General features: G+C 68.5%; 28 protein-coding genes. 25 read left to right on the forward strand and 3 right to left on the reverse strand.

Features of this window, described 5'->3' with window-relative positions; all coding sequences use genetic code 11:
* The first annotated feature begins 27 nt into the window (after window positions 1–27).
* From OG439_RS16490 to OG439_RS16550, 13 genes are all read left to right on the forward strand, one after another.
* Window positions 28–369 carry a hypothetical protein gene (locus OG439_RS16490; protein ID WP_326950237.1) on the forward strand — a complete coding sequence of 114 codons (342 nt, stop codon included), beginning with the start codon at window positions 28–30 and terminating at the stop codon, window positions 367–369.
* Complete coding sequence (locus tag OG439_RS16495; protein WP_326950238.1) at window positions 366–788, forward strand: hypothetical protein; 423 nt, start codon at window positions 366–368, stop codon at window positions 786–788. Before OG439_RS16490 ends, OG439_RS16495 begins: the two co-directional genes overlap by 4 nt.
* 85 nt (window positions 789–873) lie before the next feature.
* Complete coding sequence (locus OG439_RS16500; protein ID WP_326950239.1) at window positions 874–2,040, forward strand: hypothetical protein; 1,167 nt, start codon at window positions 874–876, stop codon at window positions 2,038–2,040.
* Window positions 2,040–2,621: a zinc finger domain-containing protein gene (locus tag OG439_RS16505; protein ID WP_326950240.1), complete on the forward strand. Its 582-nt coding sequence runs from the start codon at window positions 2,040–2,042 to the stop codon at window positions 2,619–2,621. Before OG439_RS16500 ends, OG439_RS16505 begins: the two co-directional genes overlap by 1 nt.
* Window positions 2,618–3,610, forward strand: coding sequence for a hypothetical protein (locus OG439_RS16510; RefSeq protein WP_326950241.1), 993 nt, complete (start codon window positions 2,618–2,620; stop codon window positions 3,608–3,610). The genes OG439_RS16505 and OG439_RS16510 overlap by 4 nt, the downstream gene beginning before the upstream one ends.
* Window positions 3,611–3,840: 230 nt before the next feature.
* Window positions 3,841–4,218 carry a hypothetical protein gene (locus OG439_RS16515; RefSeq protein WP_326950242.1) on the forward strand — a complete coding sequence of 126 codons (378 nt, stop codon included), beginning with the start codon at window positions 3,841–3,843 and terminating at the stop codon, window positions 4,216–4,218.
* 678 nt (window positions 4,219–4,896) lie between these two features.
* The gene (locus OG439_RS16520) at window positions 4,897–5,664 is read left to right on the forward strand and encodes a DUF2786 domain-containing protein (RefSeq protein WP_326950243.1); all 768 of its coding nucleotides are present in this window, start codon (window positions 4,897–4,899) and stop codon (window positions 5,662–5,664) included.
* Window positions 5,665–5,755: 91 nt separating this feature from the next.
* Entirely contained in the window at window positions 5,756–6,424 is a 669-nt protein-coding gene (locus OG439_RS16525; RefSeq protein WP_326950244.1) for a hypothetical protein, read from the forward strand.
* Window positions 6,425–6,578: 154 nt separating this feature from the next.
* Window positions 6,579–6,869 carry an HNH endonuclease gene (locus OG439_RS16530; protein WP_326950245.1) on the forward strand — a complete coding sequence of 97 codons (291 nt, stop codon included), beginning with the start codon at window positions 6,579–6,581 and terminating at the stop codon, window positions 6,867–6,869.
* Window positions 6,870–6,873: 4 nt separating this feature from the next.
* Window positions 6,874–7,143, forward strand: a complete 270-nt coding sequence (locus tag OG439_RS16535; RefSeq protein ID WP_326950246.1) for a hypothetical protein — start codon at window positions 6,874–6,876, stop codon at window positions 7,141–7,143.
* 749 nt (window positions 7,144–7,892) lie between these two features.
* On the forward strand, window positions 7,893–8,648 hold the full coding sequence (locus tag OG439_RS16540) for a Mom family adenine methylcarbamoylation protein (protein ID WP_442792311.1): 756 nt from the start codon (window positions 7,893–7,895) through the stop codon (window positions 8,646–8,648).
* A gap of 16 nt (window positions 8,649–8,664) precedes the next feature.
* Window positions 8,665–9,108 carry a phage terminase small subunit gene (locus OG439_RS16545; RefSeq protein WP_326950248.1) on the forward strand — a complete coding sequence of 148 codons (444 nt, stop codon included), beginning with the start codon at window positions 8,665–8,667 and terminating at the stop codon, window positions 9,106–9,108.
* Complete coding sequence (locus OG439_RS16550; protein WP_326950249.1) at window positions 9,098–10,774, forward strand: Terminase; 1,677 nt, start codon at window positions 9,098–9,100, stop codon at window positions 10,772–10,774. Before OG439_RS16545 ends, OG439_RS16550 begins: the two co-directional genes overlap by 11 nt.
* On the opposite strand, the gene OG439_RS16555 is transcribed toward OG439_RS16550, so the two are convergent.
* Entirely contained in the window at window positions 10,767–11,429 is a 663-nt protein-coding gene (locus tag OG439_RS16555; protein ID WP_326950250.1) for a hypothetical protein, read from the reverse strand. The two genes, OG439_RS16550 and OG439_RS16555, sit on opposite strands and share 8 nt — an antisense overlap.
* A 74-nt stretch (window positions 11,430–11,503) precedes the next feature.
* On the opposite strand from OG439_RS16555, the gene OG439_RS16560 reads away from it, so the two are divergent.
* The 8 genes from OG439_RS16560 (at window position 11,504) to OG439_RS16595 (ending at window position 16,698) form a co-directional block, all read left to right on the forward strand.
* A complete protein-coding gene (locus OG439_RS16560; RefSeq protein WP_326950251.1) occupies window positions 11,504–12,835 on the forward strand; it encodes a phage portal protein in 1,332 nt (443 codons plus the stop codon).
* A gap of 4 nt (window positions 12,836–12,839) precedes the next feature.
* A complete protein-coding gene (locus OG439_RS16565; RefSeq protein ID WP_326950252.1) occupies window positions 12,840–13,604 on the forward strand; it encodes a VG15 protein in 765 nt (254 codons plus the stop codon).
* Window positions 13,605–13,740: 136 nt separating this feature from the next.
* A complete protein-coding gene (locus OG439_RS16570; protein WP_326950253.1) occupies window positions 13,741–14,214 on the forward strand; it encodes a hypothetical protein in 474 nt (157 codons plus the stop codon).
* A gap of 51 nt (window positions 14,215–14,265) precedes the next feature.
* Window positions 14,266–15,162, forward strand: coding sequence for a hypothetical protein (locus tag OG439_RS16575; protein WP_326950254.1), 897 nt, complete (start codon window positions 14,266–14,268; stop codon window positions 15,160–15,162).
* The gene (locus OG439_RS16580) at window positions 15,159–15,632 is read left to right on the forward strand and encodes a hypothetical protein (RefSeq protein ID WP_326950255.1); all 474 of its coding nucleotides are present in this window, start codon (window positions 15,159–15,161) and stop codon (window positions 15,630–15,632) included. Before OG439_RS16575 ends, OG439_RS16580 begins: the two co-directional genes overlap by 4 nt.
* A gap of 38 nt (window positions 15,633–15,670) precedes the next feature.
* Window positions 15,671–15,958 (forward strand): hypothetical protein, encoded by a 288-nt coding sequence (locus tag OG439_RS16585; RefSeq protein WP_326950256.1) that lies wholly within the window; start codon window positions 15,671–15,673, stop codon window positions 15,956–15,958.
* 3 nt (window positions 15,959–15,961) lie between these two features.
* Window positions 15,962–16,282 carry a hypothetical protein gene (locus OG439_RS16590; protein ID WP_326950257.1) on the forward strand — a complete coding sequence of 107 codons (321 nt, stop codon included), beginning with the start codon at window positions 15,962–15,964 and terminating at the stop codon, window positions 16,280–16,282.
* A 14-nt stretch (window positions 16,283–16,296) separates the two neighbouring features.
* Entirely contained in the window at window positions 16,297–16,698 is a 402-nt protein-coding gene (locus OG439_RS16595) for a hypothetical protein (RefSeq protein ID WP_326950258.1), read from the forward strand.
* Window positions 16,699–16,701: 3 nt separating this feature from the next.
* On the opposite strand, the gene OG439_RS16600 is transcribed toward OG439_RS16595, so the two are convergent.
* Window positions 16,702–17,310 carry a hypothetical protein gene (locus tag OG439_RS16600; RefSeq protein ID WP_326950259.1) on the reverse strand — a complete coding sequence of 203 codons (609 nt, stop codon included), beginning with the start codon at window positions 17,308–17,310 and terminating at the stop codon, window positions 16,702–16,704.
* Between the two features lie 227 nt (window positions 17,311–17,537).
* Here OG439_RS16600 and OG439_RS16605 point away from each other — a divergent pair, with 227 nt between their 5' ends.
* Window positions 17,538–18,179 carry a phage tail tube protein gene (locus OG439_RS16605; protein ID WP_326950260.1) on the forward strand — a complete coding sequence of 214 codons (642 nt, stop codon included), beginning with the start codon at window positions 17,538–17,540 and terminating at the stop codon, window positions 18,177–18,179.
* Here OG439_RS16605 and OG439_RS16610 read toward each other — a convergent pair.
* Window positions 18,176–18,724, reverse strand: coding sequence for a hypothetical protein (locus OG439_RS16610; protein ID WP_326950261.1), 549 nt, complete (start codon window positions 18,722–18,724; stop codon window positions 18,176–18,178). The two genes, OG439_RS16605 and OG439_RS16610, sit on opposite strands and share 4 nt — an antisense overlap.
* Window positions 18,725–18,919: 195 nt before the next feature.
* Here OG439_RS16610 and OG439_RS16615 point away from each other — a divergent pair, with 195 nt between their 5' ends.
* The 3 genes from OG439_RS16615 (at window position 18,920) to OG439_RS16625 (ending at window position 22,883) form a co-directional block, all read left to right on the forward strand.
* Entirely contained in the window at window positions 18,920–19,198 is a 279-nt protein-coding gene (locus tag OG439_RS16615) for a hypothetical protein (RefSeq protein WP_326950262.1), read from the forward strand.
* A 113-nt stretch (window positions 19,199–19,311) separates the two neighbouring features.
* Window positions 19,312–19,608: a hypothetical protein gene (locus tag OG439_RS16620; RefSeq protein ID WP_326950263.1), complete on the forward strand. Its 297-nt coding sequence runs from the start codon at window positions 19,312–19,314 to the stop codon at window positions 19,606–19,608.
* A gap of 335 nt (window positions 19,609–19,943) precedes the next feature.
* Entirely contained in the window at window positions 19,944–22,883 is a 2,940-nt protein-coding gene (locus OG439_RS16625) for a phage tail protein (RefSeq protein ID WP_326950264.1), read from the forward strand.
* Window positions 22,884–22,923 lie beyond the last annotated feature (40 nt).

Consider the following 22,923-nt stretch of genomic DNA (forward strand, 5'->3'; position numbering starts at 1 on the left):
GCGTTACCGTTCCAGGGAGTTACTTCGGTGAAGCACAACACACCCGAACGCACGATTGACGCGGAGGCCCAGTCCACTGCAAGGCCGGTGGATTCGTTCGCCCACCTGATCGCCTCGCTGCGCCGGATCAAGGTCAAACAGACCCGGCTGTCCAAGGAGCGCAAGGAACACGAGGCGGTGATCAAGGCCGCGCTCGTGGCGATGGGCGCGACGGTCGGAACCGTCGCGGGCGTGCCTGTCGTCAGCTTCGACAGCGCGCTACGCATCGGCCTGGACCAGAACACACTGAAGGAGCGATACCCCGAGATCGCCAAGGAGTGCGCCGACATCTCCGAGGTCTGGACGTTCCGGCTACTCGGCGCGGCGTGACCCCGTTCGACGAGCTGGTTTCGCTGGCCAGGGCAATGATCGCCCAGGCCAGCGGTCCGCCGGGTGCCGGCCACGCGGAGACGGCGGCCACAGTCGCGGCGCTGCTGACGTCCGAGCCTCGCAATGACGCGCAGGTGCTGGCAATCGTCTCGGTTGTCGTCGGTGACGCGCTGGCCGATCCGCTGCGGGAGACCACCGCGAATCGCTGGCGGCCTCTGCTGTCCGCGTGGGTGCAACCGCAGCTGGTCGGCGCGACGGTCAACCGTCTGCGCGCGGCCGGACTGCTGGTGACCACCGGCCGGTACGTGCGCAGCACCGACACCGCCGGACGCAACGGCGGCAAACTCCAGCCGGTCTACGCGCTGGACACCGCCGCGCTCGCCGACCTCCGGGCCGCCGCCGAATCAGCCGCGTCCTAGCTGCTCCACCTTCCTGCTGCCCGCCGAGCTGCCTCTCGGCGGGCAGCTTCCCATGCCCACATCTGCCGCTTATGGGGTGTACATCGTGGCGCGCGATCACGCACGCATCGACCTGCAAATCTGGAACGACGACGACTTCCGTGCCCTTTCCGTAGTCGCCAAACTCCTTTACGTACAGCTGTTTTCCCAGGCTCGACTGACCTACGCGGGCGTGCTCGACCTAGCGGTGAAACGCTGGTCCCGCCCGCACCCGGACCTGGACCTGGCCGAGATACGCGCGGCGCTCTCCGAGCTGGACGCCGCGCGGTTCGTGGTGATCGACCAGGACACCGAGGAACTTCTCGTGCGGTCCTTCATTCGCAACGACGAGCTGTACAAGCAGCCCAACGTCCTGCGCGGCGCTCTGCGCGTCGCCTTCGAGATCGAGTCGCCGATCCTGCGCGCCGCGCTGGCGGCCGAGCTGCGCCGTCTGCCGGTCGAGGTCACCGGGCCCGCGCCGATCGTGGCCGCCGAGGCGTTGGAGGCCGGAGCGCACGCACCGCCGCCGGAGGTCAAGGCGGCGATGAGCGTCCGCGGTTCGGCCCGGCCACCGGCCCCGGCGCGACCTCCCGCCGAGCCCGCTAAGGCTTCGGCGAACCCTTCGGCGATCCCTTCACCGAACCCCCAGGGAGAAGGGAGTGGGGAGCAGGAGCCTGGAGAACCCTCTCTTCCGCTGCGTAGCAAGAAAGTGGGGTCCCCCGCGCCTGCGCCCGTGGCGCGCGTCGCACGTTCTGCCAGCCGGCCGGAGGGCGCGCAAGGTGAGGCCGGTCACGACGGCTCGGTGCGGCAGGCTTGCCGCGCGGAGGCCGAGCGTCTGGTGGCGTTCTACGCCGAGTCGGTGCCCGCCCGGGTGCGGGCGCAGCTGGTGGCCGAGGTGATCCCGCTGCTGCGGGAGGGCATCTCCGGGGCCGTGGTGGGCTCCGGGCTGGCGGCCTGGTCGACCAAGACGCTGCCGGTGAGCTTCGTGCCGACGCTGGTCGGCGAGCGGATGCGCGCGGCCCGCGTCGCGGGTACCGACCCGAAAAAGAGGGCTCAGGACGCCGAGATGGTCGAGCGTTTCGAAGGTCTGCGCGCCTCCGCGATCGCCGAGGACGAACAGCGCGGCGTCGGGCTGGCCGTGCGGCAGGCCCGGCCGGAACACGCCGACGCCGACCAGCTCAGCGCCATCCTGGATGCCGCGCTGACCTCGGCCGCAGACGGACGGGCAGCCTGATGAGCACGCTCTACGCCGTGATGAGCCGCAGCGACGTGCGCGGCCTGCTGATGCGCCACACCGACGCACGCGTGACCGAAGACCTGGTGACCACCTGGCTGTCGGGCCTGGCCGGGTACAGCGTGGCCGAGTGCCACGCGGCCATGACCGCGATGGGAACCGGCGCCCGCCGGGCCACTCCGTCCGACGTCGCCGGGAGCTGTGACGCCGCGCGGGACCGGGACGCGGAAGCCGCCTCGCCGGTGCCGGCCTTTTCCCCGGCTGCGGCGCCGCAGCAGCGGCGCGGCGGTCAAGTCGCGAGTGACCGGGACTACCACCGGCAGGCGGGGATGCGCGGCATCCGCGCCGCCTATGAGCGGATGGGCTGGCAGCGCAACGCCGATCACGACCTCGCCCGCAGTGTCGAGTGTCCGTTCTGCAAGGCCAAGGCGTGGGCCGTGTGCGGACCGCTCTCGCGCAACCGCGCCGGTGTCCGGGAGCCGCGCGACAAGACCACCCGGATGCATCCGTCCCGCCTCGAGCGCGCTCGCGCGCAGCTCGCCCGTCAGGCGGCCACCCAGGATCAGGAGAACACACGATGACGACGCACACCCGCCAGGCCGAGGAACACGACGTCTGGTGCCTGCTGGGCTGCCGCACCCGCTCCGGCGTGCCGTTCCGCGCACAGCAGGGCTACCGCACGTGCAACCCGTGCGCGGACGAGCTGCGCGCCGACATTCAGGAACTCGCCCGGCTGTACCCCGAGCTCATCCGGTCCGCCGTGCCCGGCGGCGGAGCTCCGTCCACCGGCCGGGTCTCGCCCGGCTACGGTTCGCGTTCCCCAGCCCGGGACATGGTGCTGGTCCTCACCGACCGCCGCACCCGCGCTGAGGACGACGGCGACCCGCACTCGGTGCTGGAGATCCTGACGAGCTGGGCCGACAACATCCGCGAGGACACCGGCATGGGCGTGCCCGACCCGGGCGCGCGGCGCCAGGGGCAACTGCTGGTCGGCTGGCTGGACTTCACGGCTCACCAGCCGTGGGCGGGCAAGCTGGACAGCCCGCTGGGTCAGCTGCGGGACGAGATCGCCGAACAGCTCGGCCTTAGCGCCCGCACGGTGCACGGCGAGGCCACGTTCCTGGTCGAATGGTTCGACTACCTCACTCGTCAGTACTGGGTCGGCGACTTCGCCGAGGAGGTCCGCGACCTGCTCGCGGCGGTGCACGTGGCAACCGGCACGGCGGAGTCCAGCGTTCCGGTCGGCACATGCCCGACGCCGAACGAGGAGTCCCGGCAGCCGTGCGGGGCGCGGCTGTTCGTGCGTGCCGAGGCCGACCGGATCACCTGCCCGAGGTGCCGGACGCAGTGGCCGCGCAACCGCTGGGATGAGCTGAGCGACGCGCAGGGGACACCGGTGTCGGACGTCGCGGCGCTCTCGGCGTGGCTGGACGTTCCGACCGGGACGCTGCGGCGCTGGCGCAGTGAAGACAGCTGGACCAACCACGGTTCCCGGCGGCGGCCGCTTTACGAGCGCAACGCCGTGTTGACGTCCTGGCAGCGTCGCCGCGGCGCGCTCTTGGCCGGCTGATGGGGTGCGGGACCGGCGACCGCCCCGCAAGGGGTGGCTAGAACCCGCCGGTCCCGCGTGCTCCACCGTGATCAAACGGAAGGGCATCGCCAGTATATGGGGCGGGTCACATCGGCTGGTACACGCTTCTTTTTGTCGTTAAGTTCAGATAGTATTGTTCTTGTTGGGAACGGACCTAGAACCCCGCTCCCAACGTCGACACACCGTGATCACGAACGGAAGGAAAACCGTTGCAAGACAACATGATTCAGTGGTGGGTGCTGTACCGCTTCACGGCGGTCACCGATCACCTGGGGTGCCACCCTGCAAACAGCGCACTTCACGGACTGACCGCCGACGCGGAACCCGTGCGCGAGCTGTCGATCGTGCGCCTGCTGGCCGACCTGACCACCGGTGCCGTGCCGTGCGTGTACTGCTTCGCGCGAAGGCAGTCCACCTGTCCCGGCATCAAGCTGCACGTGGCGTTGGAACGCGAGCAGGCCGAGCTGGACGTGAGCGGCCCGCTCAACGTCGCCGTGATCGACCTTCCCGACTGGATGGACTGGAAGCGCGCCATGCGAACGATCAAGACGCTGATCTTGGCGCAGGAGATCATCTCCGCGCCATAGCCGGGCGCTTGCCCATGCGGGGTGGCGGCACGGAAACCGTTTCGCCACCCCGTTTCCAGCTTGCCCGGCGAGATCCAGGCGAGCTGCCCGGCAGCCGGGCCGCGAGCCCGAGGGGAAGCAATACCTCATGACTGACCACAATGGACACACGCATCCGAACCAGGTATGGGTGGTCTACAGCCTGCCTGCGCCACCCAGTCCGCCGGTCCCATCCGTACTGTGGACGATGCCAGTTCAGGCCGACGACACCAAGCCCTGCAAGCAATGTCGCCGAATCGGCACCGAAGGACCATGTCCCGGCGCGAAGGCGCACGCCTACGCGCAGCACGCGCGACTGAGTCTGGCAACTGGCATCAGGCCACTGGAGGTCGACGTGTTCGAGCTGCCTCCGCATGTCGCCGTGGAGATGTGTGCAACCCAGCTGTACACGCTGATTATCAAGCGCGACAGGGAGAATCCGCCTCCGTCGACCGGGAAGTCTGACGACTGGCAGTAGCCCGAAATCGATACCTGCACATCGGGGTGACCCGCCCACTGGCGAGAACGTGGGGCGGGTCACCCCTCTTCCCCTTCCCCGTGTCGCTAAGTTCAGATAGTATTCTTCATGTCGGGAACGGAACTAGAACCCCGCTCCCGACACCCACAACCCCCCGTGATCACCTGGAAGGAACCACCACAATGGCCAACAACACCAACATCGCCGACCGGGTCCGCAAGCTGCTGGACAAGGCCGAGGACGCCGCCGTCACCCCCGAGGAAGCCCAGACCTACGCCGCGAAGGCGGCCGAGCTGATCGGCAAGCACAACCTCGACCAGGCCACCCTGCGCCACCGCAACGGCACCCGGCCCGAGCCGATCAAGCTGCTCCAGTTCGAGGTTTCCGGACAGGGTTGGCACGGCAAGGCCCGCGCCGCGCTGGTCTACGCGGTGGCCGAGGCGCACGGCTGCTCGGTGTGCACGATGGGCAACAAGATGAACGGCAACGCCCGGTGGGTGCTGATCATGGGCCCGGCCGCGACGCTCAAGGCGCTGGAACTGCTGCTGCCCTCGATCCTGATCCAGGCCGAAGCGCAGGGCATCGCCGCCGCCAAGGCGCACATGGCCGAGCGCAAGGGCAAGTTCGACACGGCCGCCAACGCCAACATCGAACGCCGCGTCTTCTTCCGCTCCTACCTGCCCGCCTACGGCACAGGCGTGGCCGAGAAGATCACCGCGTCCCGCGCCACGATGGCCGAGAAGGTCAAGGGCAAGGCCGGGGAACTGGTCCTGGTCACCGACGCCGAGCGCACCAAGGCGGCGTTCGACAAGAAGTTCCCGGAACTCGGGTTCAGCCGCGACGACAGCCACAACGTCCTCGGCGCCGAGGCGGGCCGCCGCGACGGCCGCAACGCCGACACCGGACAGACCAAGGTCGGCAAGACCAGCCGTGCCGCCGTCACCAGCTAGCCGACCCGCCGCCCCGGCTCCGACTCGGAGCCGGGGCGGCGGACTACCCTCGACGCCGGAACGATCAGGCCGAGCAGGGAACGGAGAGCACGTGATACCGGCGGGGCGCACGCTCATCACTCAGGACGACGTCGCCGCGTTGCACGGCATGAGCCTGCGCACCGCGCGACGCGCCAACCCTGCTCCCTGGGACCGGCCGGGGCACCCGGCACCGGTCAACCCCGAACGCGGCAAGACACACCGCAAGCTTTGGGACGCCGAGCAGGCCGCCGCCTTCGCGCGCGGTGAGCCGGTGCCCGAGCTGCCCGCGCTCGGCGACCCGCACGACCTGCTGGACCGGCCCGAAGCCGCGCAGGAAGCGGGCATGAGCACCGCCACCTGGAGCCGCTACGAAAGCATGGAGCGGCAGAAGACCCGTTCCGACGGGGAACGTCCGCTGGTCCCGGCAGCGGACGAAGAGTTCGGCGGGGTGCCGTTCTGGTACCGCGCCACGATCGAGACCTACCGCGCCGGCCGGGCGGACCCGGACCGCAAGCGCGGCGGGGGACGTCCTGCCGGACGGACCGAGCAGGTTCCGCGCGCCGAGCTGGCCGCGCGCGTGGCCGAGCTGCTGAATGAGCGGGACGAGAACGGCGAACCACTGTCCACGCCGGAGATCGCACGCCGTCTCGGCGTCAACTACCGCACGGCGCTGCGGCACGTCACCGCCGCCCGCGAACGGACCCCGGTTGCGCCCGACCAGGACCGAACGCTAGATTGATCATGTTGGACCCGTGTGCGTGCACGGCGACCCGCTACAGTTTCGGTTGAGAGCCCCGGTTACTACCTCCCCCTCGGTAGCCGGGGCTCTCCCATTCCGCCCTTCCTCACCAGCGCCATGCGCGGCCCGTCCAACGGAGTCGAGGCGGTGAGTCATGCCCGCCTGGTCTGGCAGCGACCGAGCCGCGCGCCTGCCTCGGGATTGGCCGCGCAGGCGTGCCCGCATCCTGCGCCGCGATCCGGTCTGCCAGGTGTGCCTGCTCGCGTCCTCGACCGAGGTCGACCACGTCAATCCCGGTGACAACCACTCGGACGCGAACCTGCAAGGGATTTGCGCGCCGTGCCACGCCACCAAGAGCGGACGCGAAGGCGGCCGGGCTGCTGCTGCCCGACGTCCGCCCGCCCGCCGCCCCGCTGACCCGCACCCCGGACTGATCGAGAGGTGAACACGTGCGCGTGCTGCTGCTGCGCTCCCTCGGCGGACACCCCGCCCGCACCGTCGTAGACCAGGACCAGGCCGCCGCCGAGTGGCTGCTGTCCACCGGACTGGCCGTCACCGCACCCGACGCGGACCCGGAGCCCGACGATCCAGCCGAGCCGGAGATCACCGAGCCGACCGGCCCGGCCGAGGTCGAGCCTGCCGCCACGGCCGAACCGGTGACCAGCGAGTCCGCACGGCGCGGTCGACGTCCGTCACGCACCGCCACCCCTGGGGGGTGACCCCTTGCCGCCCCGGCCGCCGCACCGGTTAGGCATAGCACCTCGCGGTCTGTACGAAACTCCGGCGAATTTCGCCGCGGCCGGCCTCAGAGCGCCGTTGAACTTCACGGTCCCGGCTGCGATGGTGGGGGCAGGCTCCCGTCTGAATCATGTGCCGGGATGGCGGCACTTTTACGTGCGAGGCTTCCGCCGGGTTCGCTCGGTTGAGACACGGTCTCGCCGTGCGGTTCTCGTTCAACTTGAAACGTCAGGCCGAACCATCGGCCCGCCCGAGCGTCGAGTTTGATCTGGCGAAGGCACATGCGGTCATCAAGCTTGAGAAGCAGGACAGACACAAGCACGAGACCCGTCAGGACCAAAATGCACGCGATAGCTGCGAGCCACACACCCACCGACATGGACCTACCTCTCCTTAAAGATCAAGATCCATGCTCGAAGAGGCCAAAAAGATGGTCCCCCTGGCCGCAAGCCCTTGTCAAAGCGGTCTGAGGGCAAACCTGTGGACAACTGCCGTAACGCCGCAGGTCAGAGAATTTTTTGACAATTCCGCAACCACCTCGTCTGTCCGACCCCACCAGCCCTATGCGCGAGTAGCGCCTGCTTGTCCAACGCTCAAGGTGGTCGGCCACACCCAAACTCGTCCATCGTCTGCTGTAGCCGGGCATCTGACTCCCGCATCGTGCTCGCCCGTCTCTTATCCAGGAGGTGACGCGCTCTGGCCGCCACCTCACTCCGTCCTCGGACCAAGGATGACCGCGAACCCGACTTCCGCCCGCTCACCCACGTGCCCCGCCTCGATCAGTTCTCAGCCCGAACCCTTGCCCGCCGGAGCCGCGGAACTGCCTCCGCCCGGCGGACCGCACGCTGACCCAGCCGTCCCGCTGCTGGTCGCTCCGTGCTCCTGGCACGCAGCGCAGTACGCCGTGCTGCGCTGGCACTACTCGCAGAAGATGCCGCGCAGCAAGATCGCTCCGTTCGGAGTCTGGGAGCACGGTGAGTTCACCGGTGTCGTGATGTTCGGCCGTTCCGCCACGGCCGCGCTCGGCAGCCCTTACGGCCTGGACCAGACTGAATGCGTCGAGCTGCTGCGCGTCGCGCTGCGCCCACACGAACACCCGGTAACCCAGATGGTCGCCGCCAGCCTGCGCCAGCTCCGCGCCGCCTGCCCCGGCCTCCGGCTGATCGTGTCCTACGCCGACACCGCGCAAGGCCACCGAGGCGGCATTTACCAGGCCGGGAACTGGATCTACACCGGCACCACCAACCCCACGAACGCGTCCTACCTCGTTCACGGGCAGCTCGTGCACGGCCGGACTCTGCGCCACATGGCGGTCCATCGGCCGGCCGGAGAGACCGCCGAGCAGTTCGTCCGGCGCACCGTCGACCCGCACGTGCGCCGGGTGGTCGAGAGCACGGTGAAGCACCGCTACCTGTATCCGCTCGACCGCGCGATGCGTCGCCAGATCATCCCGCTGGCGAAGCCGTACCCGGCCGCACCCGGCTGAATCGAGGGGGTGAGCCGTGGCGATCACCGGACGGCCGCCCTCGGCCAATCCCCGCAACCGCAACCCGAAGGCTTACGACTGGACCACCGTCGAGGCGGTCCCTTTCGACGGCGAGTCGCCGGAGCTGCCGCGCAGCGGCCGCAAGAAGTGGCACCCCGAGACGGTCGCCTGGTGGGACGCGGTCCGGCAGATGCCGCACTGTCGCCTGTGGACGGACACTGACTGGCGGTTCGCGATCGAAACCGCTGTCCTGGTCGACGCGTTCTGGCGCGGCGAGGCCAACCGCGCCGCCGAGCTGCGGTTGCGTGCGGCCAAGCTCGGGCTCACCCACGAAGACCGGCTCAAGCTGCGCATCCGCTACGCCACCCCAGGCGGGGAGAGCGACGCCCCGCCGGCCCCGGACGCAGCGGCGGTGACCCGGCTCGACGAGCGGCGCCGGAGGCTGTCCGGTGGCGCGTGAGCTGATCTACGCCCCCGGCCACGACCGGGGCCGCTCGCTCGGCTGGCTGGCCTCGGCGTGGACGGAGCACTTCACCGTGCACGGACCCGGCGACGTCCAAGGGGATGACGTCGACCTGGACGACGAGTTCGCCGGGTTCCTGGTCGACGCCTACGCGCTCGACGGGCACGGCCGCCGCCAGTACAGCCGGGCCGTGCTCTCCCGGGCAAAGGGCCGCGCCAAATCGGAGATCGCCGGGTTCGTCGGGCTGTTCGAGGCGTTCGGCCCGTGCCGCTTCTGCGGCTGGGCCAAAGGCGGCGAGACCTACCAGTGGCGGGACTTCGCCTACACCTACGAGCCCGGCGAGCCGATGGGCCAGCCGCTCGTCTACCCCTACATCCGTTGTCTGGCAACGGAAGAGAGCCAGACCGGCAATACCTTCGATGTCATCCACTTCAACCTCACCGAAGGCCCGCTCAGCGAAGACCTGCCGAAGAACGCCGCCGGGCTGACCCGCGTCCTGCTGCCCGGCGGCGGAGAGATCGTCCCGTCCACCGCCAGCTCGTCCGCGAAGGACGGCGGCAAGGAATCGCTCGCGATCTTCGACGAACCGCACCTGTACATCACGCCCGAGTTGCGGCGGATGTTCAAGACCGTGGACCGCAACCTGCGCAAGCGCAAGGCCGCTCAGCCCTGGGGCCTGCTGACGTCCACGATGTACCAGGCCGGTGAGGACTCGACCCTGGAAGCCCTCGACCAGCAGGCGAAGGCGATCCGGGAAGGCCGGACCCGCTCGGCGCGGCTGCTGTGGGACCACCGCGAAGCTCCGGCCGATGTCGACCTGACGGACCTGGACGCGATGGTGGCGGCGCTGCGGGAGGTCTACGGCCCGGCCGCCGACTGGATGGACTTACCCGGCATCGTCGAGAACGAGTTCTGGGACCTGACCAAGGCTCCGGAGGAGTCGCGCCGGTACTTCTTCAACCAGCGTTCCTCAGCTGCTACCGCGTGGACGACCGATCCGGAGTGGAGCGCCTGCCACGACCCCGAGCGGCCTCCGCTGCTCGACGGCGACACGGTGGTCATGTTCTTCGACGGGTCCAAGAACGACGACGCCACCGGCCTGGTCGCGGTGCGCATGTCCGACGGGCACGCCGCCGTCCTGCACTGCCAGGAGAAGCCCGAAGGCCCCGCCGGTGCCGGCTGGGAGGTCGACCGGGCGGCCGCCGACCTGGCGGTGCGCACCGCGTTCGACCGGTTCGACGTCGTCGGGTTCTTCGCCGACGTCCGCGAGTTCGAGTCCTACGTCGACACGTGGGCGTTCGAGTTCGGGGACCAGCTGCTGATCGACGCAACCACCGGCCGCAGCCGCTCGGCCGTCGCGTTCGACATGCGCGCCAAGGTCCCCGAGTTCACTCCGGCCGTGGGTCGCACACTGGCGGAGATCAAGCAGAAGGCCCTGACCCACGACGGCGACCCCCGACTCAAGCGGCACGTGCTCAACGCCCGCCGTCAGCCGACCCGCTACGGCGTGCTGATCCGGAAGGAAGCGCGGGACTCGCCGCACAAGATCGACCTCGCGGTGTGCCTAATTGGTGCCCGGCATGTTCGCCGTCTGGTGCTCGCCTCTCCGGAGTGGGCCAAGCGCGGACGCAAGCGCACCGGTAAGCTTCGCGTCTTCACTTAGATTCATCGTCAAATCGTCGATAAAAAACCGACCACAGTGATCTTGGAAAACGAAGCAACCAGTAATACCTTCCGTAAATGTTTCTCGTTCTCTTAACTGTGGCCGTCCTTCCATTTTCTCTGCTTTCATAAGTTGAAATTCGCCAATTGCGCATGGAGTTGTCAAGTAAGTCATACCGATCAATTAGCGCGTGAACTTCGAGCAAATTCAGTTCTCGGTTCGTTTTGAACTCGATTTCAACGTCGCTCACGATAACCACTTCCCGCCCGGGCGGAACAGTGCTTCGATCATGGACGTAAATGTCCTCGGTCGTATGTAGCGTGCGACGTCGTCGTCGAGTGCCCGCACCGCCTGGCATCTCTTCTGGCTTCAATTTATTGCTTCGGCTAATCTGCATTGCTACCTGAGCCCCTAAGTATCGAACTGGCAAATCTCCAGAGTTTTTGACATGGATCGTGATCCGAAATGTTTCTGACAAGCTGTCGTCACTCAGTCGCATCTTTTCGGGTGTAATTTCTAACCATACGCCGACCTGGTTCACTTGATTTCGGTTTTTGCTTCCCCTATCTCTGGCAATGACATACGCAGCCGCGCCAAACGATGCGGCTGAAAACCAAGACGGCACATTTCCCCAGTCAAGCCCCAGGTAGCCCACATTGCCTCCTTTTACCTTCTGGTGAGGTTTTTTCAAGACAGGCCATCTTACCAACTCGGGGAGGAGCTTTCTGCATGACGCTGCCCCCTTCTCAGGCTGCAGATACTGCACACCGAATCGAAGCTGTCTGGCCGGACCAGGCCCGCAACAACCGCATTCACCGCTACGTCCAGGGCGACCACGATCTGCCGTTCGCACCCCGCTCGGCGCGGCGTGCGTACCGCTGGCTGCTCGACCGGTCCCGGACAAACTGGTGCCGCCTCCTCATGCAGCTCTTGGCGCAGAACCTCTTCGTGGACGGCTACCGTGCGCTCGGCGACGACCAGGCGGACGAGCCGCTGGGCTGGTCGCACTGGAACCAGAACGGCCTGGCGCGCCGCCAGGCCGCGGTGCATCGGGCGACGCTGAAATACGGCTGGGCCTACACCACTGTGCTGCCCGGCGACACGGCCCCGGTCATCCGGGGCGTCTCCCCGCGCAACATGACGGCCGTCTATGCCGACGACGCAGATCCGTGGCCGGTCTACGCCCTCCAGCGGAAAACGTCCTGGACCCCGGACGGGCCGCGCCAGGTCTACCGGCTCTTCGACGACCAGGCCGTCTACACCCTCGCCGAGAACGACCCTGGCGACGGCCCGGCCTACCTCGACCACGCCGAACACGGCCTCGGCGTCTGCCCGGTCGTCCGGTTTCTCGACGAAGACGACCTCGACGCCGACAGTCCCGGAGTCGTCGCTCCGGTCCTTGACATTCAGGACCGGCTCAACTACCAGACCTTCCTGCTCATGACGACCGGCGAGCACGGCGCCCACCGGCAGCGCTGGGCCGCCGGGCTGGAGCTCGACGACGACGAAGAACCGCCGATCGGCCCGGACCGGCTGCTGCACTCCGACTCGCCGGAGACGCGATTCGGGACCTTCGACTCCACCGACATGTCCGGCTACGTCGCCGTACTGGAACAGATCCTCCGGCACCTGGCCGCGATCACCCAGACACCGGCGTGGGCGCTGCACGGGTCGCTGTCGAACCTGGCCGCCGACACGATCGACGCCGCCGACGCCGGACTACAGCGCCGAGTCGGCGAGCGGAAGACCTCCTACGGGGAGTCCTGGCAGCAGACGCTGCGGCTGTCCTGCCTCGCCGCCGGGGATGAGGCTGGCTGGCTCGACACCACGGCGGTCGTGCGCTGGCGCGACACCTCGACCCGTTCCCTGGCGGCCGTGGTCGACGCTTGGGGCAAGGCCGTGCAGATGCTCGACGTTCCGGCCCGCGCGACCTGGGAGCGCCTGCCGGGCGTCACCGATCAGGATGTGCGCCGCTGGGAGCAGATGCCCGCCAACCTCGACGGGCACGCGCTGCTGGCCGACTCCCTGGCCCGCGCCACCACCGACCCGACCGGGCGGTGACCCGGTGGCCAGCACCCCGGCCGGGCGCGCAGCCAGCACCACTCACCGCCTGGCCCAGGGCCGCGTCTCGGCGCGGGTCGTCGCTGACGTCCTGGGAATCTGGCAGGCGCTGGACCCGCTGCGGCTGACCGATCCCGCATGGACCGGCCACGTGTTGGCCGCGTTGGCGCGGTACCGCGACGACTCCGCCGAGCTGGCCGCTAACTACTACCGCGACTTCCGCCGCGCCGAGGCCCCCGCGGCTGCGGCAGTCTCGCCGCATCCCGCAGCGGCCGGCACTTCCTCGCCGTGGCGAAACCGCGCGCTCACCTCCCTGCGCGTCACCGGCACACGCGCGGTCGCCCGGCTCATTCTCGGCGGCTGGGACCCCGCGCGGGCCCTGGACAAGGCCGGCCCCGGAGTCGCGGCGGCCAGCTTCCGGCACGCGCTGGCCGCCGGACGTGACGTCGTCGACAGCGCGTTGCGCGCGGACCCGGCCGCTAGTGGGTGGCTGCGCGTCACCGACGCAGACCCGTGCTGGTTCTGCGCGATGCTCGCCAGCCGAGGTGCGGTCTACCTCAACCAAGGCTCCGCCAGTACTCGAGGCGACACCGACGAGCCGTATCACGACGGCTGCGGCTGCCAGGCCGAGCCGGTGTTCCGCACCGCCGTACTTCCCGAGCCCTCCCAGCGCTTCGCCGCGCTATGGGAGACCTCCACCGCAGGCCTGTCCGGCAAGGACGCCCGCAACGCCTTCCGCCGCGCTCACGCCGCCGCCCGTCGCGGCTGAAGCGCCCCAGACCGGCCGCCCGCCCGGATTCCCACGACAGCCCGACAACAGCCCTCTCCCCGCTGTCGCGCATGAGGAAACCGGGCGGGTGGCCTTCCACCCCATTCCGTGCCCACCGACCTCTTGGAGGCCAGCAGTGCCCGATGCTCCCTCGGCCGAGACCGGCCAGCCCGCAGACGACCCCGCCGCTCCGGCTGCACCTGACACACCCGTTGTCGGCCAGCCGGCTCCGGCGGCCGAGCAGGCCGACGAGCCCGCCGAGCTGGTGTCCCTGCGCGAGCAGGCCCAGCAGCTCACCGAGCAGGCCGCCGCCGCGCAGCAGCGCGCCGAAGCCGCCGAACTCGACCTGTCCCGGCTCACCGTCATCCGCGCGGCGAAGCTGCCCGATGCCCTCGCGTCTCGGCTGTCCGGCGCGACCACGGAGGAACTGACCGCCGATGCCGCCGCGCTGGCCGAGGTCATCACGGCCCTGGTCACCGCCGCCGCTCCGCCCGCCCGGAGCACGGCCGGACGGCCTCCGGTGGAGGCGCTGCGTCCGGCGGCCAGCGCTCCGGCCGAGCCGGTCGAGGACACCCCCGAGCAGATCAGCCGCCTGGTCTGGGGCAAGTAGCCCCGCTCTCCACCTGCCCACCCGTCACCCTCTGGAGAACCTCACCCGTCTATGGCCAACAAGTTCCTCACCCCCAAGCAGATCGCGTCCGCTTCGATCGCGGCCCTGACCCAGCAGACCGTGCTGGCCGGAACCACGTGGCGCGACGCCGAAGCCGACTTCACCGGCAAGCAGGGCGACACCGTCACCGTCCGCACCGACACCGTTGTCGGCCCGGCCCGCACGTTCAACCGGGCCGAGAACAAGCCCATCGTGATCGACGAGGCCGAAGAGAAGTCGGTAGACGTCAAGCTGGACACCTACCTGTACAAAGGAATCAACCTCCCTGACGAGCAGCTGACCTTGCAGGTCAAGGACTTCACGAAGCAGGTCGCCACCCCGCAGGCCAAGAGCGTGGCCATCGGTGTCGAAACGATGGTCGCCGGGCAGATGAACGCCCTTCCCTCGACCATCGCCGTCAAGGCTGACGGCACCGATCTGCACACTCAGCTGGTTCGGGCCCGTGCGCTGCTGAACAAGGCGGGCGTGCCGTTCGACCAGCGTTGGTTCGCCGTGTCGTCCGAGCTGGAATCGATGCTGCTCAACGACCCGAAGGAACGCCTGATCCGGGTGGACGCCTCGGGTTCGCCGCAGGCTCTGCGCGAGGCGATCATCGGCCGCCTCTACGGGTTCACCGTCCTGCCCAGCAACTACCTGGCCGACGGCTCCGGCGTCGCCTACCACACGAGCGCGTTCCCGCTCGTGACTCGGGCGCTGGAAGTGCCGGCCGGGGCGACGTTCGGGCAGGCGATGACCTACGGCGGGTTCGCCATGCGGCTGATCCGCGACTACGACCCGGGTTTCCAGCAGGACCGTTCGGTGGTCTCGACGCTGGCGGGCACCGGCACGACCGTGGACGACGGCTCGGTCAAGCGCGCCGTGCGATTCACCACCGCGCCCGCCGCGTGACCGAAGCCGCGGAGCCGGACCCGCTGGCGACCCTCGCCCAGCTCAAGGCCCGCCCGGGGATCAACCTGACCAGTCCCGACGCCGAAGCCCGCGCCCTGACAGCGCTGGTCGACGCGTCGAACCTGGTGCGTGCCGAGCTGCCGCCTGCGCTGCTCACCCCGACCGTCCCGCCCGCCGTCGTCACGATCGTGTGCCAGGCGGCGGGCCGGGCAGTCCGCAACCCCGAGGGCTACAGCTCCGAAACCGCAGGCCAGTACACCTACCGCTACGGCGACGACGCCACATCCGGGGTCTACCTCACCGAGCACGACCACAAGGTCCTGCGGCGGCTGGCCCGCCGCAGCGGTCTGCGCTCGGTCCGGACTCCCTACGCAGCAGAGCCGGACGACGTCGGCCCCGTCACGCTGCCGGTCCTCGGACCGGACGGCCAGTTGGCCGAGCCATTCCCCTGGGAGGAGCCCCCGCCCTGAACCTCCCGCACCGGCTGGTCGTCATCACACCCCGGGAAGTGCCCGACGCCTACGACAACCCGGTCCCGGCGCTGGACTACGGACCGGACGCGCCACGGCGCGCCGTGGCCGGCCTCATGTTGCCGCGCGGCGGCGACACCGAGCTGTCCCCGGGACGGAGCGCGGTCACCGGTGTCTGGTGGCTGCTGACCGCCGAGCCGATCGGTGCCCGTGAACGCGTCGTCTTCGACGGCCGCACGTTCACCGTCGAAGGGGAACCCGCCCGGTTCGAGCCCCGGCCGGGGTTCCTGCACTACGAAACCGTCCTGACCCACACGGAGGGCTGACCCTTGGCGCTGTCCAGCATCTTCGGAATCACGATCGACTCGGACGGCGCGCGCGAGCTGCTGAACTGCCCGGAAGTCGCCGCGGCCGTGCGCGCGGCCGCGCAGCGGGTGGCTGACACCGCCACCGCGCAAGGGCACCGCGTCACTGACGGCGAAGCGCTGCCGGTCGAGGTCATCTCCGAGCCACCCACCGACCGGGTTTCCGCCACGGTCGCGATCCAGCACGCGGCAGGGGTCGGCATGGAGGCCCGGCACGGCGTTCTCAAGCGAGCCGCCGAAGCCAACGGCTTCGAGGTAACCGGCCTGGAACCCGGCGACGAGTGAGCCCGCTCCCGCCGGTGCCGCTCGACGTGGCCGAGCTGGTTGTGCGACGCCTGCGCGTCCAGCTCGCCGCCGTGACCGATCCGGCCGTCGAGCTGGTCAAGGTCTCCACCGAGACCGGGCGCGGCCACGACGGCGGCCCGCCATCGCTGCCGTGGCTGCTGGTCGCCGAGGACGGGCACCGCTGGGATTGGCCCGCCGTCCAGCGCACCGTCATCCGGCTGACCTGCTGGCACCGCGACACCCACACCGCGAAACGGCTCGTTGGAATCGCCCTCGGCCTGCTGTGCGCGCCGCAGCCGGCCGAGGCACTGCTGCGCGGCGAACCCGTCACCGCACCGGTCGGCGGCATCGACCCCTACACCGCCGGACCGCTGGCAACCGCCAGCCTGACCGCCTACGCCCGGACACCTGCTTGAGCGTCACGGGTCGACAAATCGAATTGGTCGAATGGTCATTGCGTATCGGCGCTGGAGCTCGTTCAGTCCTCCAGGAAGGGCAATAGTCAAAGTGCCAGCTTCGTGATGAGCCACCAATCGACAAAAGACCTGTTCGGCAAGATCGCCAAGAGCTCGGAGGTTCACCCACGTTGCATTGCTCAGCCTGCAACGATCAATACTTCCATCCCATCGCTGCGACGGGAGCCTTACGATCGGACCGGCCTCGTCGGACGCCGTAAGCATGAAGTGATGGGTCCGGCGCTCTCGTAATTGTTGACTACCCATGAAGGGAATGTTAATCAGAGAATAGTCGTGAACAAACGAGCAGCGCAGTGCATACAGGGCATCGCGCTCAAGTTCGCCAATTTCGGGGGCAAAGTACTGCAATGCCTTGATAAATGCTTGTCCGGAGAGCTCAGCCTCGTTGCTCGGTCGATAGGCGCTACCGATCTGGTCAAAAAGGGTCATGTATCCCACGGCGCCAAGCCAACGACCCGCCAACTCTTGCTTGTCTTGCTCAACCTCGCCCGTGGCGACATCGCGCCCGGTCACCACGCGTGCATCGCGCAGCAAGGCGATCAGGCAGGACATCCAGTGTGCGCCACCCTGCGGCTCCCGGTAACTGAGGAACGCGGATAGCGTCTCCTCCTCAGTCCAATTCACGTTTCCCATGCATGATGGTCGCTAATCGAGGACGCGCGTTACGGAAGCGGCACGCTCGTTGCAACTGAGTTATAACCGACTACTGAAGTCTGGAGGCTCGCACTCTCCGGATGGTGCGGGTCTCGCACGATCCGGAGGTCTCTACTTATATGGCAATGAACAGCGCGCTCGTGCGCGTGCCCGGCACCGGTGAGGTGTCGCTCGCCGCACCGGACACTCCGGAACCACTCGACGCCACGACCCCGCTGGCGGCGGCGTGGACCGGCCTCGGCCTGTCCACGCCGGACGGGACCACGCTGGCCCGCAAGGTGGAGAAGGAGGGCACCGAGCACTGGCAGCAGCTCACCCCGGCTCGCTATATCTACAAGTCTCAGGAACTCACCGTGGCGTCGGTGTTCCAGGAGACCAAGGGTGAAGTCCTGAGCGCCTACTTCGGCGGGATGAAGTTCGCCACTGTTGGCACCGGCACGCCAAAGAACTACCGCGCGGAGATCAGCTCGATCCCTAAGAGTGACGTCCGCGCGCTCTGTGTCGACTGGACCGACGTCGTCTCCGATGAGGAGATCTACAGTCACCGGCTCTACCTGCCGCGCGCGGAGGTGTCCGAGACCGAGGACTCGCAATTCTCCCGCACTCAGGAAGCCCGGTGGGGCATGACGTTCTCGGCACTCGCGCCACCGAAGGGCAAGACCTACATCGCCGTCTGGCTGACCAACGACCCGGCTGTGCTCTTCGGTGCCCCGGCCGTGGCAACCGGCGCTCTCGACGTGATCGCCGTCGGGTCAAAAGTCGATTAAGGGCTGTCGGAGCCGATCATTGGATTTGCAGGCCCTCCACGTTTCAGTGCTATTGCCGCTTCTGCGGCGATCAGGGCGTACTGTATAGCGCGCCCCTTGGTGACCTCTTCGTCGGATTCATGAGAAACTCGATTCCTCAGGTCCCTGAGTGCTTGCATCGCATTGCCGATTGCGATGCTTACAAGTCCGCTGTCAACGGCGGCGCTGAACAGTTTCGATGGTGGCATTCTTCTCAGCTCTTCAGTCGAGTAGTCGAGCTTGGAAAGAGCCTTGCGGGTTTCTAGCTCGACTTTTTGAAACGACATCAACACGGCGGCAGGTGGAGATATTTCCGCCAGCTTGGCCATGTCTGCGAAGTCTGGATTAGATGCAAGCAAGTCCTCGTTCGTGACCCCTGGCGCCTGGGAGTCTGCGGCAACGTCACGCTCCGCCTCGTCTAACTCTTCCCATTCGGCCTCAACTGGGCCAAGCTTCAGTTTTTCAACATTCGACCGCTGGTAATGCCAGATGCAATCTTCGATATCGGCTTCCGAAAAATGAGACACAACGTCAGCACTATTAAAGGCCAGGCCAGCGAGCCGGTGAGGCTCGCGATGAACTGCATCACCGACATAGGTTGGAAGCTACATAGCGTGAGATGGCCAGCCCTGGCGCCGCGCAGACACTCTTGAGCCTTTCATCCATTTAGCCTACCCGGCGTCTGACTTTTTGTGACTGACTAGCTACGGAAAGGCAACCTCTTGGCTACTCGACAGCGCGCTGAAGCGGACGGCAAACCCGCCTCGACCGGCAACGACCTGGCCGTGACCTGGCGCGGCAAGCGGTTCACCCTGCCCAGCCCGGAGAAGTTCCCGCTCGAAGCACTCGAGGCGGAGGAAGAGGGCAAGCACCTCACCGCGCTGAAGCTCATCCTCGGCACCGCCCAGTACGCGACCTGGCGCGGCCTGGCCGCTACGGCCGCCGACGCCGAGGACTTCTCGGCCGTGGTCATGAAGGAGTTGGGCCGGGGAAACCGGTAACGGTCGCCCTGCTCCTGGCCGACGAGGCGACCGCCGAAGCCCTGGAAACGGACCTGCTCCGGTACGGGGTCGACCTGCTCGACCTCTACCGGGGCAGCCTGTCCTACCGGCGCGTGTGCGCGCTGATCACCCACCTGCACGACGACGCCGCCGTCTGGCGCACGCTGAACCCACGCGGAGCCTGGACTCGCGCCGACCTGCTTGCCTCGGTCACAGAGCGGCGGATCACCGCCCTGTGGGCCATCGTCGCGGGTGCCTTTGGCCATGAACTCACGGACGCGCAGCTGGCCGACCCGATCGAGGCAATCACCGCCCCGGCTCCACCTGCCCGCATGGCCACGGCCGGCGGCGGCGAACCAGAGCTGAAGTCCTTGCGCGAAATCGCATTGTGGATGCGCCACGGAGAGTAGGTGCGGGCCGGAGTGCAGTCCGGCCCGCGAATCAGCCTAGTGACGCTTACGGCGAGCACCACGCTTGCGGGCGCCTTGCCCGCGTTCCTTGCGCCTCGCGGCGCGCCAGGAACGTAGTTCCAACCCGGCAGTCACGAGGGCGGCGGCCGCCTGCAACGCAGCCGCCGCCTCGACCAGGGACACCATCGAGAGCTCCTTTCGGAGCGAGCACCCGCCCGCTCCGGGCGGTGCGTGCTCCGACAAAGGGCTCCCGATGGTGTCCGTAATCGGCAAGGCACCACAAGGATGCCACGGCGGCAGGCCATTGGCCTCACACGACGGAGTGACGCTGGGGGGTGGCAGCCCTGGCGGCTATCGGTCACGCCTACTTCAAGCTACTGCCCAGTCTGCAAGGGCTCGGCCGCGAGATCCGCGACCAGGTCCGCCAGAACGAGCGCACCGCCCCGACGATCACGCTGTCGGCGCAGGTGCAGACGGCCCTGCTCAAGGAGCAGATCCGGGCCGCCGCCCGCGAGGGCAACGACAGTGCAGTACGGCTGCTGGCCGAGCTGGACGCCGTTCCGGCGGAGACCCGGTTCCAGCGGCTCATGCGCGAGCTGTCGGGCAAGTCCGTCTCGATCAAGGCCGTGGCCGACAAGTCGATCGGCTCGACCGTGCGCGGCCTCGGCGAACTCGACGACGGCTTGAACCGCACGACCGCCCAGTTCACCCGCATGACGCTGTCCGTGGGCGCGTCGGTGCTCAAGTACGGCGCGATGGCCGCCGCCGTGGGCCAGGCCGTGACCGTGCTCGGCGGCATCGGATCGGCGGCGGCCACCGCCTCCGGCGCCCTGCTGGTCGTCCCCGCGGCCGGCCTTGCCGCCGCGGCGGCAATCGCCACCCTCAAGCTCGGCGTCTCCGGGTTCGCCGATGCCCTCAAGGTGAGCGACCCGGCCAAGTACGCGCAGGCCATCGCCGAATTTCCACCCGCGATGGCCGCCGCCGCGAACGCGGTCCGCGCCCTGCGCCCGGAACTGACCGGGCTGCGCCAGGACGTTCAGCAACGCCTGTTCACTCGCCTCGCGGCGGAGATCACCGGTCTGGCCGGAACGTACCTCCCGCTGCTGCGCACCGAGCTGGGCGGAATCGCGGACGGCCTCAATGCCGGAGCGGGCGGCCTGGCCGCGTTCGCCCGCGAAGGCCGCACCGTGGACGACGTCCGCTCGATCCTGGACAGCACGGGCGCGTCCGTGCGAGCGGCCTCAGCCGGAGTGCAGCCGTTCCTGCAAGCGCTCCGGGACGTCGCTGCGGTGGGCGCGGAGTTCCTGCCCGGGTTTGCCTCCGGGCTCGCCGACGGTGCCCAGCGCTTCGCAGACTTCATCTCCACCGCGCGCCAGACCGGCCAACTCCGCGAATGGATCTCAGCCGGGCTCTCGGCAGTCGGGGACCTGGTAACGGTTCTGCGCAACCTCGGCCAGATCGTGTTCGCGGTGTTCTCCGCCGCGAGCACCGGCGACGATGGACTGCTGTCCACTCTGGTCGCGATCACGGGGCAGATCGCCGCGTTCGTCCAGTCCGCGCAAGGCGCGACCGCGCTCGTGCAGATCTTCAACGGCCTGCACGCCGTCAGCACGGGTTTGCTGCCGGTCCTGGTCGCGCTCGGCCAGACCGTCGTGACCTCGATTGCCCCGGCGATCTCCCAGCTCGGCCCGATGATCGGGCAAGCCTTCAGCTCGCTGGCCCCGGCCCTCGCCCCTCTCGGGCAGATCCTCGCGGTGCTGGCACCCGTCGCCGGTGCCGCCGCCCAGGCGCTGGCGGCGGTGCTGGTGCCGGCCGCGGCCGCGCTGGCGCCCATCGTGGCGGCCCTCGCCCCGGTGGTCGCCGACCTGGTCGGCCAGCTCGGCGGCGCGCTCGGCGGTGCGATCACGACCCTGATGCCCTGGCTGGTGCAGCTCGCGCAGACGCTGGCCCCGCTGATCTCCGGATTCGGCGGCCTGCTCGTGCAAGCACTCGCGCTTGTCGCGCCCGCGCTCGGCGAGCTGATGACCGCTTTGTCGCCGCTGATCGGCCAGCTCGGCGGCGCGCTGCTGCAAGCGCTCTCGGCCGTGCTGCCGGTGATCTCGGCACTATCCGGGCTGTTCACCTCGGTCCTGCTGGCCGCACTGAATGCGGTCATGCCCGTGCTCCCGGTGGTCGTGCAGGTCGTCCAGCAGCTCGCCGACGTCGTCGGGTCCGCGCTGCAGGCGGCGACGCCGGTCCTGACCCAAGTCGGGGCGCTGCTCGGACAGATCGCCGGTGAGGTCCTTTCGGCGCTGCTGCCCGTGCTTCCGCCGCTCGCCTCGGCGTTCCTGTCGATCGTGACGGCGCTGCTGCCGATCCTGCCGCCGATCTTGCAGCTGGTGTCCGCGCTGCTGCCGCCGCTACTCGGGCTGATCACGTCCCTGTTGCCGATCATCGTGCAGGCGGCGGGGCTATTCGCGTCGCTGGTATCGGCGATTGCGCCGCTGATAACGCAGATCGCTCAGTTACTGATCCCGATCATTCAGGCCCTGTTCGACTTCGTCCAGCCGATCTTCACGGCGATCGTCGCGGTGATTTCCGGTGCCATGCAAGCGATCCAGGGCGTGATCGACCTTGTCATGGGGCTGATCACCGGCGACTGGAACAAAGCCTGGTCCGGGATCAAGAACTTGCTCGGCGGGATCTGGCGCGCGATCTCCGGGGTCGTATCCGACGGGATCGGCGGCCTGCTCTCTTGGTTCACGAGCCTGCCCGGCCGCATCCTCGGTGCGCTCGGCAATCTCGGCGGGCTGCTGCTGGACGCGGGCCGCAGCATCATCCGGGGCTTGGTCGACGGCATCTCCGCCGGTTTCGGCTGGGTGAAGAACAAACTTGGCGAGCTGACGAACTGGATCACCCAGTGGAAAGGGCCGCCTGCCCGGGACCGCGTCCTGCTCTCCGGCAACGGTCGGTTGATCATGCGCGGTCTGCTCGCCGGGCTGAACGACGGCGAACCCGAGATCCGCGACTACCTCTCCCGGTTCACGAAATCGCTGCCCCTCGACGTCTCCGGGTCGGTCTCGATGCAGCCCAGCTCGGCGGGTGCGAGCCACAACGGGTCCGCGCTCGCCAGCACGGACGGTCCGGCCGGCCGGGGCGTGGACCTCGCGGCAGTCACGGACGCCGTGGCCGCCGGTGTGCTGGCCGCCTTGGACGGCGCACAGATGACTGTCGACGGAGCCGGTATCGCACGACTGGTGAACCGGGCCAACGCACGAAAGGCACGGCGAGGCTGAATTGCCGTTCGACCCAGGAGCCTGGTACCTCGGGTGGCTG

Source organism: Amycolatopsis sp. NBC_01307, from assembly GCF_035975215.1.
Taxonomy (GTDB): domain Bacteria; phylum Actinomycetota; class Actinomycetes; order Mycobacteriales; family Pseudonocardiaceae; genus Amycolatopsis.